Source organism: Kluyvera genomosp. 1 (assembly GCF_001266615.1).
Taxonomy (GTDB): Bacteria; Pseudomonadota; Gammaproteobacteria; order Enterobacterales; family Enterobacteriaceae; genus Kluyvera; species Kluyvera cryocrescens_A.
The window spans coordinates 21,780-34,714 of sequence record NZ_LGHZ01000018.1 but is presented as its reverse complement, the minus strand read 5'-3'; the positions used below and the strand labels follow the sequence as shown (position 1 = coordinate 34,714).

Here is a 12,935-nt window from a genome sequence, read left to right as displayed (position 1 = left end):
CGGATTGAGTATAAAAATCGGCGCACTATAATAAAAAACGCGTTATGGGGGGAAAACCCCACAATCATGGCCAAAGGAGACCGGCGTGGCGTCATTGTCCTACTCATTTTCACAGCTTGAAGCGTTCACCACCGTCGCCGAATGCGGCAGTCTGGTCAAAGCCGCCGGTAAATTGGATAAAGACCGTACTACGCTGCGCGATCTTATTGATCTCCTTGAAGATGGCCTCGGTTACGCGCTTTTTGTGCGTCAGGGACGCGCGCTACAGCTGACGCCGCAGGGCGAACAACTTCATCGTCAGGCGCATCTATTAATGCGTCAGGCGAGAGCGTTTGAACAGTTTGCCCGTCAGGTCCCGGCCACTGAAGCGCAGGAGCTGAGCATTGTCTACGATCCTTTTACCCCGCGACGTTTTTTGCAGGCGTTAATCGCCCGGATGGCGAACCGCCATGTTCGCCTGAGCCTGCGATGCACATCGCGCGCCGAAGGGGAGCGAGCGCTGGCAAGTGGGTTGGCAGATCTGGGTTTTTTTCAGGCTAATAATCATAGTGTCGGTAGCGAAATGGAGTGGCGTGCGCTGGGGGCTATCGATATGGATTTTTTTGCTGCTGATAGTCTGTTCGTTGATGTCGTGCGCCCGTGTTCACTGCTCGATCTTTCTCTGACGTCGCAGGTGGTCATGCATTCGGCCAGCGATATACCGATGGCGCGTCGGCTGCAAATTTCCGGCAATGTCATTATGGCCAATGAACTGGAGATGCTGCGTAGCTTGATTGAGGCCGGGTGCGGTTGGGGTTTTTTACCCACCCATTTTCAGGCATCGCGCTGGGAACATGTGTCCGCAATCCCCACAGTGGTAGGCAATGAAGGCATTAGCCAGACAATGGTGACAATCTGGCGTCCCGGTAGTGAAAAACGCGTGTTGATTGACGACACGCTGCTCACGCTGTCGTCACTGTGGCGAGAGTTCTGTCAGGGTTAAGCGAGAAAACGGAACGCTAATCTTGCACCGTTGTTGGCCACACTAAAGGAATGATGCTGTTGGCGGTTAACGGCGCCAGAAGGGTACTGGCGATATCGGACGACGACAGCCAGGTAACTTCTTCAATTTCAGCCGCGGGTTTTATCGCGCCGAACGCTTTGGATACGCGATACATCAGCGCGACCAGCGTATGCCCTGGCTCATTAGCAGCGGTGTCGGAAAATTCACCAATAGGCGTTAACTCTTCCGGCGTGACCACCAGACTGAGTTCCTCCATGAGTTCCCTCACCAGCGCCAAACGAGGCTCTTCACCGGGCTCAATTTTGCCGCCTGGCTGCATGAAATAAGCGGTGTTTCGTTTTCTGACTAGCAGTAACTTTCCCTGACTATCGGTGATGATCGCGGCGGCTATCCGAATGATTTTCGACTCAGACACGTGGCTCTCCATTTTGTGTGCTCCATTTTGAAGCCGGTGGCGTGTAGTTTTTGAAATGATGGATAATGTCGTCAATGTTATCGGAGAACAGCAGCATATCTGCGTACTCTTGCTTCATGAAACCCTCTCTAACGGTCTGCTGAATCATCGCTTCGAGGGGCTGATAAAAGTGGTTCACGTTAAGAAACGCGCAGGGTTTCCGATGTATTCCGAGCTGCGCCCAGGTCCATTGCTCAAATATCTCTTCCAGCGTACCCGCACCGCCCGGCAGCGCGATGAATCCATCGGAGAGCTCTGCCATCATGTTTTTACGCTCGTGCATATTGGCCACGACCCGGAGATCCGATAATCCGGTATGCGCAATTTCACGTTCAAAAAGCGCTTCCGGGATCACTCCGGTGACATGGCCGCCGCAGGCGATAGCTGAATCGGCAACGGCTCCCATCAGACCCACCCGACCTCCGCCATAAACGATTCCGAACGCGTTGTGGACCAGGCGTTTTCCGACCGCGCGTGCGGAATCCATGTAGGCGGGGGATAAGCCAGCAGAAGAACCACAAAATATACCGATGTTTTTCATTTTTCCCTCTTAAATTATAGTGTTATGCGAGTTTTATCATGGGCTCTGAGCGATGGTCCGTATCGTAGAGAGTATTATCGGCGGCGGTCCGCAGCAATCACCAACCCAATCCCGGACAGCGTGATAACAATCGCCAGCAGCATCCGCCCATCAATGGCTTCCCCCATAAAGACCAAACCACCGAGGGCCGCGAGGCAGGGCACGCTCAGTTGAAGGGTACTGGCGGTAGTAGGGCTGAGTTTTGGTAGCAGCGAATACCAGAGCAGATATGCCCCACCGGACATCAACGCGCCGGAGGTGATGGCCAGCAAGATGCCGTAAAAATCGGCCTGAGCGGGTGTCCATCTGAGGATAAAGATGAACAGCGCCATCGGCACCGCCAGCATAAAGTTACCGGCCGTTGCGGCAGCCGCATTGCGTACCTTTTTTCCGGTAATGCAGTACACCGCCCAGGCGACGCCTGAAATCATCATTAATATCGACGCGCCAATAGACGGATGACCGGCACCTGGCAGCAGTAGCAACGCCAGCCCACCCATGGCGGTCAGCATGCCGATACTTTTCAGCCAGGAGAGTCGCTCGCCTCGTGCCAGCCCCCAGCCGCTCATCACTACCTGAACGGTACCGAATAGCAGCAGCGCGCCTGCCGCGGTGGTTAACGATAAATAGGCCAGCGAGAAAGCAAAAACGTACGCGGTGAGTAAAGCGGCGTTCAGTAGATTGAATTCGGCTTTTCTTTTCATCCCCGGCAGCTGGAGCAGAAAAAATAGTGCTATCGCACCGCTGAGCAACCGCAGGCTGCTAAACGATACCGCATCCATATGCAGCCCTTTGAGCGCCAGTCGGCATAGCAGTGAATTGGCGGCAAAGGCGACCATTGCGAGAATAATTTTGAGCAGCACAACGGCTCCTTTTCAAAGCATTAACCGAGATTATGCGGCAGGTCGCGGTTTGTCGCACGCGCGTTTTGTGCACTGAAGGGGCAATCAATCGTCTGCGCCATTATGGTGATAGCGGCGGTTACATCTCTTTACGCTTGATCATAAAACGATAATGAGTATAGTTCTCACTCTCTTTTTTATTCACCGTTTTGGTTCCGCTGGCTCAGTCATCAGTGAGGGATGTTTCACAGGGGGATTCTGGGGCGAGATGCTGCAAGAAACCGGCTGGCACCAGGGGTGAATTTTTTCAATACCAAGGACTCCTCCCATGACAATGAAACTCTCGACGCTGGCACTGGCAATCAGTGCTGTCATTCCCACCGCTTATGCCGCCACCGCTGACGATACAACCACAAAGAAAAATCAGACCGAAACCATGGTTGTGCAGGGCGCGGCGGACAGTGATTTTACCCCGGGTGGCGAACAGTTGGTTCCCGCTTACCTCGATGGACAGATTGCACACGGTGGCCGTATCGGCATGCTGGGTGAGCAAAAAGCGATGGACGTGCCGTTCAACGTCATCGGCTACACCTCGAAACTGGTGCAGGATCAGCAGGCGAAAACCATTGCTGATGTTGTCAAAAACGATGCGGGTGTACAGGCAGTACAAGGCTACGGCAACTTCGCAGAAACTTACCGTATTCGTGGGTTCAAGCTTGATGGCGATGACATGACCATGGGCGGTCTGTCCGGCGTGGTACCGCGTCAGGTGATGGATACTCAGATGCTTGAGCGCATTGAAGTCTTTAAAGGGGCGAACGCGCTGGTAAACGGCGCAGCAAGCTCCGGCGTCGGCGGCATGATTAACCTCGAACCGAAGCGCGCCGAAGATATTCCGACCACGCGTATTGGCGTCGACTATACCGGTGATTCACAGGTCGGCGGCTCGCTGGATCTGGGGCGTCGCTTCGGTGACGACAACCAGTTTGGTGCACGCGTGAACCTGCTGCATCGTGAAGGGGAAGGGCGCGTCGATAACGATAATCGCCGTACCACGCTGGCCTCGATAGGGTTGGATTACCGTGGCGAGCGCTTCCGCTCCTCGTTTGATTTTGGCTACCAGAAAAAAACCTTCCACGGCGGGGAGATGGGAATTGGTTTCGCTGCCATCAGCGAAGTGCCAAAGGTGCCGAGCAACACCAAAAATACCGGGCAGAAGTGGGGGTTCAGCGATATCGAAAACGAATTCGGTATGGCAAAAGCAGAATACGATCTGAACGATTCCTGGACCACTTATGCCGCGCTGGGTGCGCAGCATGCGCATGAGTTAGGGACCTACGGTGCGCCGAAGCTGACCAATATCAACGGCGATGCCACCATCAGCCGTCTGGATACCAACCGTATTATCGATAGCTTCAGTGGGATGGGCGGCATTCGCGGTAGCTTTGACACTGGCGTGGTGTCTCACAAGGTTAACATCGGTTACTCGGCGCAGATGCGCAGTGACGCCACCGCCTGGCGTATGTCGAGCGCTAAGACCAACAAGAACGTCAATATCTATAACAACCACGATGTGAGTCTGCCTGCTTATACCTCAGTCGGCGGTAACTACCATGACCCGCTCACTACCGCGCGCAACCGCACGCAGGGCTGGCTGTTCAGCGATACGCTGGGCTTCTTCGACGACAGCCTGCTGTTTACCGCCGCTGCGCGTCATCAGAAAGTGGTAATTCGTAACTACAGCAATACCACCGGCCTGGAAACCACCACCTCCAGCTTTACCGAAAGCCGCTGGATGCCGACCTTCGGCGTGGTCTATAAGCCGTGGGAAACGGTGTCGCTGTATGCCAACCACACTGAAGCCCTACAGCCGGGTGGCAACGCCCCCAATACGGCGAAAAACTTTGGTCAGAGCATTGGCATTGCCCATTCCAAACAGGAAGAAGTGGGTGTGAAAGTTGACTACCAACGCGTGGGCGGCTCGCTGTCCCTGTTCCAGATTAAGAAACCGTCCGGCGTGCTGGATAGCGACGGTTACTACCGTATGGATGGCGAGCAGCGCAACCGCGGCCTTGAACTGAGCGTCTTCGGTGAGCCGATGCTTGGCCTGCGTTTGAACGGCAGCACCCTGTGGATCGACCCGGAAATGACCAAAACCAAAGGCGGTCTCAACGATGGTAACGACGCGATTGGTGTCTCTCGCTTCTACGCCGTACTGGGTGCCGAATACGATATCAAACCGGTGGACGGCCTGACGGCAACCGCGCGCGTGAACCATACCGGTTCGCAGTATGCGGATTCCGCCAACACCAAGAAGCTGGATAGCTACACGACCCTGGATTTAGGGATGCGCTACCGTATGCACCTGAACCAGGAGCAAAATGACCTGGTATGGCGCGTGGGCGTGACCAACGTGACCAACGAGAAGTACTGGTCTGGCGTGGATGATACCGGCGTCTATCTCTTCCAGGGCGAGCCGCGTACGCTAAAACTCTCGGTGAGCTACGACTTCTAAGTCATTGCAAATATAGGGTTATTGCCCCGGAAGCGAGTGCTTTCCGGGGCTTTTTGCTATTAGGGTACGGGTACTGATTGCCTTGCGACAAGCCGCGCTAAGTGTTAAAAGGTGCCCCTTCATATTCATGCTACAGGGGTTAGACGTGAGAAACGCGTCATCAGCATCCAGCCAGAATCAACCGGATGCCTCGTCGGAAACTAGCCCGACGCTTCACCGCGGATTACAAAACCGCCATATCCAATTAATCGCCCTCGGCGGCGCCATCGGGACCGGTCTGTTCCTCGGTATTGGCCCAGCTATTCAAATGGCAGGCCCGGCGGTTGTCCTCGGCTACGCCATTGCGGGCGTTATCGCCTTTATGATCATGCGCCTGCTGGGTGAGATGGTTGTGGAAGAGCCGGTATCAGGGTCGTTTGCCCATTTTGCTTATAAATACTGGGGGCCGTTCGCCGGGTTTTTGTCTGGCTGGAACTACTGGGTGATGTTCGTGCTGGTGGGTATGGCCGAACTGACCGCCGCCGGGATCTATATGCAATATTGGCTGCCGGATGTCCCCACCTGGGTTTGGGCGGCAGGCTTCTTTGTCCTGATCAACGCCGTTAACCTCGTGAACGTCCGCCTGTATGGTGAAACGGAATTCTGGTTTGCGCTGATTAAAGTGCTGGCCATTATTGGCATGATTGGCTTTGGCATCTGGATGCTGGTCTCCGGCAAAGGCGGCGACCACGCGGGTATCGATAACCTCTGGCGCTTCGATGGCTTCCTCGCCACCGGGTGGCAGGGGCTTATTTTGTCGCTGGCGGTGATTATGTTCTCCTTTGGCGGGCTAGAGCTTATCGGTATTACGGCAGCAGAAGCGCGCGATCCGGAAACCTCAATTCCGAAAGCCGTTAATCAGGTCGTTTATCGTATCCTGCTGTTTTATATTGGTTCGCTGATTGTTCTGCTGGCGCTCTATCCGTGGGTTCAGATCAAGTCTGATAGCAGCCCGTTTGTGATGATTTTCCACAATCTGGACAGCAATCTGGTGGCTTCGGCGCTGAATTTCGTTATTCTGGTGGCTTCGCTGTCGGTGTATAACAGCGGTGTCTATTCCAACAGTCGTATGCTGTTTGGCCTCTCTGTCCAGGGCAATGCGCCGCGCTTTTTAACGAAGGTTAGCCGTCGCGGGGTACCAGTGAATTCGCTAATCCTCTCCGGGACCATTACTTCACTGGTGGTGCTGGTGAACTATCTGCTGCCGCAAAAGGCCTTCGGCCTGTTGATGGCGCTGGTGGTGGCAACGTTGCTGCTGAACTGGATTATGATCTGTATGGCGCATCTTAAATTCCGCGCCGCGATGCGTCGTAAAGGCCGCGAGCCGAAATTTAAAGCGCTGTGGGCTCCTGCCAGTAACTACATCTGTATTGCCTTCCTGCTGATGGTCTTTGTGCTGATGTGCACCATGGACGGCATGCGCCTGTCGGCAATTCTGTTGCCGGTGTGGGTGCTGTTCCTGCTTGTGGCGTTTAAGGCGCTGCGCCGTAAAGCGTAAGTCCTCATAAAATACGGTACGGCCATCAGCGCCGTACCGTCTCTTGTTTTCTTGCCCCGCCTATCGCTAACGCCATTCTGAGCGGCTGGCTCCGATCACTCCCTGTTCATTACCCCTAACGGCGGACAATTTTTAATCGTGACCGGTCTCGCAATTCTACATTGCGATGCGCGATCTTATTTTTGTAATCGATTACTTTTCATTTTGAGTGCTTTTGTAATCGATTACTTTGAGGGTGAGAACATGGTCTCTACAACGCAAGGTTCGGAAAATAGCGGCGTACAGCACCGGCTGTTGGTGCCGCGTCTGTCGCTGATGATGTTTATGCAGTTCTTTATCTGGGGCAGTTGGTCGGTGACGTTAGGGCTGGTGATGAGCCAACACAACATGTCATTGCTGATTGGTGATGCCTTCTCGGCGGGGCCGATTGCCTCCATTCTTTCGCCGTTCGTGCTGGGAATGCTGGTTGACCGTTTCTTCCCGTCGCAAAAGGTGATGGCGGTGATGCACCTGTTGGGTGCGGTGATTCTGTGGTTTGTGCCGCAGGCGTTGGTGGCAGAAAACGGCGCGCTGCTGATTAGCCTGCTGTTCGGCTACACCCTTTGCTATATGCCCACGCTGGCGCTGACCAACAACATTGCCTTCCATAGCCTGAATAATATCGACAAAACCTTCCCGGTGGTGCGGGTGTTCGGCACGATCGGCTGGATTATTGCCGGGATCTTTATCGGTGTTACCGGCATTTCTGATACCACCGGCATCTTCATCCTGGCCGCACTGTGCTCGGTAGTGCTGGCGATTTATAGCCTGACGCTGCCGCACACACCGGCACCGGCAAAAGGCCAGCCGCTGAAGCTGCGCGATCTGTTCTGCGCTGACGCGTTTGCATTGTTGAAAACCCGCCACTTCCTGGTGTTCGCTATCTGCGCCACGCTGATTTCGGTCCCACTGGGCACGTATTACGCCTATACCGCGTCGTATCTTGCAGACGCAGGTGTGGCGGATGTCAGCACCGCGATGTCGTTCGGCCAGATGTCAGAAATCGTCTTTATGCTGATTATCCCGCTGCTGTTCCGCCGTTTGGGCGTCAAGTACATGCTGCTTATCGGCATGTTGGCGTGGTTCGTGCGCTACATGTTCTTTGCGCTGGGCATCAATGAAGAGACGCGTTTCCTGCTGTATCTCGGCATTCTGCTGCACGGTGTGTGCTACGACTTCTTCTTTGTGGTGGGCTTTATCTACACCGACCGCGTGGCGGGTGAAAAGGTGAAAGGGCAGGCGCAAAGCATGGTGGTGATGTTCACCTACGGTATCGGCATGTTGCTGGGTTCGCAGATTTCCGGCGCGCTGTATAACCAACTGGTGGCCGGGCAGACCGTGCCGCAGGCGTGGGTAAACTTCTGGTGGATCCCGGCGGTAGCGGCGGTGGTGATTGCATTCATTTTCCTGCTCTCGTTTAAATACGACGAAAAAGAGCAGGCGTAATTTTTTAAGGAGGGGGTATGAAAACCATTAAGGGCCCGGGCATTTTTCTCGCCCAGTTTATCGGCAGCGATGCGCCGTTTAACACGCTTGATGGGCTGGCTGAATGGGCTGCAGGGCTGGGATTTAAAGCGCTACAGCTGCCGTGTAACCATCCGGGGATCTTTAACCTCGGACAGGCTGCGGCCAGCCAGACCTACTGCGATGAGATCGCCGGGCGTCTGGCGGAACATGGATTGGTGATCAGCGAACTGTCTACTCACCTTGAAGGGCAACTGGTGGCCGTTAATCCAGCCTATGACAGCGCGTTTGATGCTTTTGCACCGGCGGCCGTTCGGGGTAATCCGGCGGCCCGTCAGCGCTGGGCAGTAGAAAGCGTGAAGCAGGCGGCGCTGGCATCGGCGCGGCTGGGGTTAAAGGCGCATGCGACTTTTTCCGGTGCGTTAGCCTGGCCGTTTTTCTACCCGTGGCCGCCGCACAACGCGGCGCTGCTCGACGAGGCCTTTAACGAGCTGACGCAGCGCTGGCGGCCAATCCTTGACTACTTTGACGAGCACGGTGTGGATGTGTGCTATGAAATTCATCCCGGTGAAGATCTGCATGACGGCGTGACCTTTGAGCGTTTCTTGCAAAAGGTCGATAACCATCCGCGCTGCCATATGCTGTATGACCCAAGCCACCTGCATTTGCAGAATATTGATTATCTGGCGTGGATAGATATCTACCACTCGCGCATTCGGGCGTTCCACGTTAAGGACGCCGAGTTTGAGCGCAACGGCCGTACCGGCGTTTACGGCGGCTACCAGAACTGGCAAAACCGCGCCGGGCGTTTTCGTTCATTGGGTGATGGCGACATCGATTTCAAAAAGATCTTCAGCAAACTCACCCAGTACGATTTTGACGGCTGGGCGGTCATGGAGTGGGAATGTTGTCTGAAGGATGCGCAGACCGGTGCGCGTGAAGGCAGCGAATTTATTAAGCGGCATATCATCCCCGTCTCCGCGCGGGCGTTTGATGACTTTGCCGCAGGTAGCGAGGTGCGCGGATGATTCAGGTCGGTATCGTAGGCTCCGGGTTTATTGGCCCGGCGCACATTGAGGCGCTACGGCGTCTGGGGTTTGTTGAGGTTGTGGCGCTGTGCGATGTATCGCTGGAAGCGGCGCAGGAAAAGGCGCGTCAGCTGAATATCCCTCACGCCTACGGCGATGTTGATGCGCTGCTGGCGCATCCGGGGCTACAGGTGGTGCATAACTGCACGCCGAATTTTCTCCATGCGCAGGTGAACCGGCAGATTTTACGCGCCGGTAAGCATGTCTTTTCCGAAAAACCGCTGTGCATGACGGTGGAAGAGGCACGGGAGCTAGAGCTGCTGGCGCAAGAGGCGGGCGTGATACACGGCGTCAGCTTTGTTTATCGCCAGTTTGCCATGGTGCAGCAGGCGGCAAGTATGGTGCGTAACGGTAGCGCCGGGCGACTGTTCTCCGCTTATGGCGGCTATCATCAAGATTGGATGCTGCTGGAGACCGACTTTAACTGGCGCGTTGACGCGCAGCAGGGCGGTGTTTCCCGCGCGGTGGCAGATATCGGCTCCCACTGGTGCGATACGGTTCAGTTTGTCACCGGGCGGCGCATCGTTGAGGTGATGGCGGATTTGGCTATCGTCTGGTCGACGCGCAAAGCCAGCGTGAGCGCCGAGACTACCTTCAGCGAGCATCGCTCAGATACGCAGTATCAGGACGTGCCGGTGACCACCGAGGATGCCGGTTCGGTCCTGTTCCGCTTTGATGACGGCAGCAAAGGGTGTTTTAGCGTGTCGCAGGTTAGCGCCGGACGTAAAAACCGCCTGCATTTTGACATCAACGCCAGCAACTGTTCACTCGGCTGGGATCAGGAAACGCCGCAGCAGCTGTGGATTGGCCAGCGTCAGCAGGCTAATCAGCTACTCAGTGATGACCCCGGTTTGTTAAACCACGATGTCGCAGGATTGGCGCACTTTCCCGGTGGCCACAGTGAAGGCTGGCCGGATGCGTTTAAGAATATGATGCTGAACTTTTATCAGGCGGTTCGCGCAGGTGAAATGCCGATGGAAAGCGCGCGTCGGTTTGCGTCGTTTAGCGAGGGCGCGAACGTTATGCATATCATTGACGCTATCGTTAAAAGCCATCAGCAGCGGCGCTGGGTCAGCGTGGAACAATAACCCTGTGCCCGGTACGCCGGGCACGATTTTTATGATAGCCTGCACGCAAAGCGTTAATTGCAGGGAATAGCGTAGCTATGTCAATTCAGAAAATCGCCCAACTGGCGGGGGTTTCAGTCGCCACCGTATCGCGCGTGTTGAATAACAGCGACACGGTAAAAGCAAAGAACCGCGAGCGGGTTTTGCAGGCGATAAAAGAGAGTAACTATCAGCCGAACCTGCTGGCACGCCAGCTGCGAACGGCGCGTAGTTCAATGATTCTGGTGATGGTGTCTAACATCGCCAACCCGTTTTGTGCCGAGGTGGTGAAGGGAATCGAAGAGGCCGCCGAGAAAAACGGTTACCGCATCCTGCTGTGTAACTCCGGTTCCGATATTGAACGTTCCAAATCCGGTCTGCGCCTGCTCACCGGTAAAATGGTAGATGGCATCATCACCATGGACGCCTTTAGCAAGCTGCCTGAACTGACCACCGTTATCGGCGATGCGCCGTGGGTGCAGTGTGCGGAGTACGCCGATGCGGGCGCGGTCTCCTGCGTGGGGATCAACGATGTTGATGCTGCTGAGCATGCGGTCGGTTATCTGACAGCGCAGGGGCATCAGCGCATTGCCCTGATTAACCACGATTTAAGCTATAAATATGCCCGCCTACGTGAACAGGGATATCACGCGGTGCTGAAACAGCAGGGGCTAGAGTTTGATGCCGTGGAATACGCCAACGATCTGAGTGCGGCGGCCGGGAAGGCGGCGATGAAAAATCTGCTGGCGATGAGCCCACGTCCGGATGCGGTATTCGCCGTATCGGATTCACTGGCCGCGGGTGCGATGCGCGCCGTTGAACAGGCTGGTTTGCAGGTGCCGCAGGATATCGCCGTGATTGGTTTTGACGGCACCGAGCTTGCGGAAATGGTCTCGCCGCAGCTTACCACCGTTGAGCAACCATCGAGAGAGATCGGTGCCAAAGCGGTCGAGCTGCTGCTAAACAAAATCGAAAACCCGGACGAGCCAACCGAAAGAGTGATGCTCGACTGGCGCTTTATTTCACGCGCCAGCGCCTGATTACGACTGCCCGAACGCGCCTGAAAGGGCGCGAATATCATTGCCGGTAGGCGATTGATGAATTCGCAAACCAAACTCCTCTACCACCGCAAAAATATGGTCAAAGATATCGGCCTGAATGCTCTCATATTCAGCCCACACCACGGTGTTGGTGAAGGCATATATCTCAATTGGCAGGCCGTTATTATCCGGTGCCAGCTGACGCACCATTAGCGTCATATCTTTGCGAATCCGTGGATGGTTACGCAGATATTCATTGAGATAGGCGCGGAAGGTACCAATATTGGTCATCTTGCGCAGATTGAGCACAGACTCATTACTGCCGTGCTGCTGATTCCACAGCGTAATTTCCTCATGGCGTGAGTCCATATACGGTTTCAACAGGCGAGCTTGAATTAGACGCTGCTGTTCCTGCTCGTCGAGAAAATGGACGCTGGTGGTATCGATATTAATGCTGCGCTTAATTCGACGTCCGCCGGAGGCCGACATCCCGCTCCAGTTTTTAAACGAGTCAGAAACCAACGACCAGGTCGGAATGGTGGTGATGGTATTATCCCAGTTGCGCACTTTGACGGTGGTTAAACCAATATCGGTGACCGCGCCGTCAGCTCCGTATTTTGGCATCTCCAGCCAGTCGCCGAGCTTGAGCATATCGTTGGCGGAAAGCTGAATTCCCGCGACCAGTCCAAGAATCGGGTCTTTAAACACCAGCATTAACACCGCAGCCATCGCCCCAAGACCGCTTATCAGAATCGCCGGAGATTGCCCTAAAAGCAGGGAAATAATCAGGATGCCGACCAGAATCGCGCTGACCAGTTTAACGCCCTGGAATATGCCTTTTAGCGGTAGCTGAGAGGCGACAGACAGCTTCTGCGACAGATTAAAAATAACGTCAAGCAGGGAGAAAAATGACAGCAGGGCATACAGCATCACCCACAGTTGCGCGACGGTGGTTAATATTTGCGCCGCATCGCTGCCTTTTTGCAGCCACAACACGGCCTGCACGTTGACAATAATCCCCTGCAGGGTAAAGGCCAGGCGGTGAAACAGTTTGTTCTGCGTGATGATCTGCAGCCATAAATGACTGCTGGCCTGCGCGCGTTTTTCAAAGGTGCGAAGTACCAACCGATGAAGTATCAGATGGACAATGATGGCAGTGAGAAAAATAATACCAAAGATAATCACGAGTGAATTGGTATGGTTTATTTCAATGCCCATTTCTTCGATTTGGGTAATCAATTCCTGCATAACGTCTCCTATATAGCCA

At 54.8% G+C, this 12,935-nt stretch carries 11 protein-coding genes; 7 read left to right on the top strand and 4 right to left on the bottom strand.

Annotation, left to right across the window (positions count from 1 at the left end):
- The first annotated feature begins 85 nt into the window (after positions 1-85).
- The gene (locus KP80_RS11485; RefSeq protein ID WP_052283779.1) at positions 86-982 is read left to right on the top strand and encodes a LysR family transcriptional regulator; all 897 of its coding nucleotides are present in this window, start codon (positions 86-88) and stop codon (positions 980-982) included.
- A 16-nt stretch (positions 983-998) separates the two neighbouring features.
- Here the strand turns inward: KP80_RS11485 and KP80_RS11480 are convergent, their stop codons facing one another.
- The 3 genes from KP80_RS11480 to KP80_RS11470 all read right to left on the bottom strand — a co-directional run bounded on the left by KP80_RS11480 (position 999) and on the right by KP80_RS11470 (position 2,900).
- Positions 999-1,418 carry an NUDIX hydrolase gene (locus KP80_RS11480; RefSeq protein WP_231625922.1) on the bottom strand — a complete coding sequence of 140 codons (420 nt, stop codon included), beginning with the start codon at positions 1,416-1,418 and terminating at the stop codon, positions 999-1,001.
- Positions 1,411-1,998 (bottom strand): TIGR00730 family Rossman fold protein, encoded by a 588-nt coding sequence (locus KP80_RS11475; RefSeq protein WP_052283777.1) that lies wholly within the window; start codon positions 1,996-1,998, stop codon positions 1,411-1,413. The genes KP80_RS11480 and KP80_RS11475 overlap by 8 nt, the downstream gene beginning before the upstream one ends.
- Before the next feature lie 74 nt (positions 1,999-2,072).
- The gene (locus KP80_RS11470) at positions 2,073-2,900 is read right to left on the bottom strand and encodes a DMT family transporter (RefSeq protein WP_082221738.1); all 828 of its coding nucleotides are present in this window, start codon (positions 2,898-2,900) and stop codon (positions 2,073-2,075) included.
- 307 nt (positions 2,901-3,207) lie between these two features.
- Between KP80_RS11470 and KP80_RS11465 the strand changes: the two genes are divergently transcribed.
- The 6 genes from KP80_RS11465 to KP80_RS11440 all read left to right on the top strand — a co-directional run bounded on the left by KP80_RS11465 (position 3,208) and on the right by KP80_RS11440 (position 11,668).
- Positions 3,208-5,394, top strand: a complete 2,187-nt coding sequence (locus KP80_RS11465) for a TonB-dependent receptor (RefSeq protein ID WP_052283776.1) — start codon at positions 3,208-3,210, stop codon at positions 5,392-5,394.
- Positions 5,395-5,539: 145 nt separating this feature from the next.
- Positions 5,540-6,931, top strand: a complete 1,392-nt coding sequence (gene pheP / locus KP80_RS11460) for a phenylalanine transporter (protein ID WP_052283775.1) — start codon at positions 5,540-5,542, stop codon at positions 6,929-6,931.
- 243 nt (positions 6,932-7,174) lie between these two features.
- On the top strand, positions 7,175-8,416 hold the full coding sequence (locus KP80_RS11455) for an MFS transporter (protein WP_052283774.1): 1,242 nt from the start codon (positions 7,175-7,177) through the stop codon (positions 8,414-8,416).
- Between the two features lie 17 nt (positions 8,417-8,433).
- Entirely contained in the window at positions 8,434-9,462 is a 1,029-nt protein-coding gene (locus KP80_RS11450; protein ID WP_052283773.1) for a sugar phosphate isomerase/epimerase family protein, read from the top strand.
- Complete coding sequence (locus KP80_RS11445; protein ID WP_052283772.1) at positions 9,459-10,610, top strand: Gfo/Idh/MocA family protein; 1,152 nt, start codon at positions 9,459-9,461, stop codon at positions 10,608-10,610. Before KP80_RS11450 ends, KP80_RS11445 begins: the two co-directional genes overlap by 4 nt.
- 77 nt (positions 10,611-10,687) lie before the next feature.
- Positions 10,688-11,668, top strand: coding sequence for a LacI family DNA-binding transcriptional regulator (locus KP80_RS11440; RefSeq protein ID WP_052283771.1), 981 nt, complete (start codon positions 10,688-10,690; stop codon positions 11,666-11,668).
- Here the strand turns inward: KP80_RS11440 and KP80_RS11435 are convergent, their stop codons facing one another.
- Positions 11,669-12,916, bottom strand: a complete 1,248-nt coding sequence (locus KP80_RS11435; RefSeq protein WP_052283770.1) for a mechanosensitive ion channel family protein — start codon at positions 12,914-12,916, stop codon at positions 11,669-11,671. It lies immediately after the preceding gene.
- Positions 12,917-12,935: the final 19 nt, after the last annotated feature.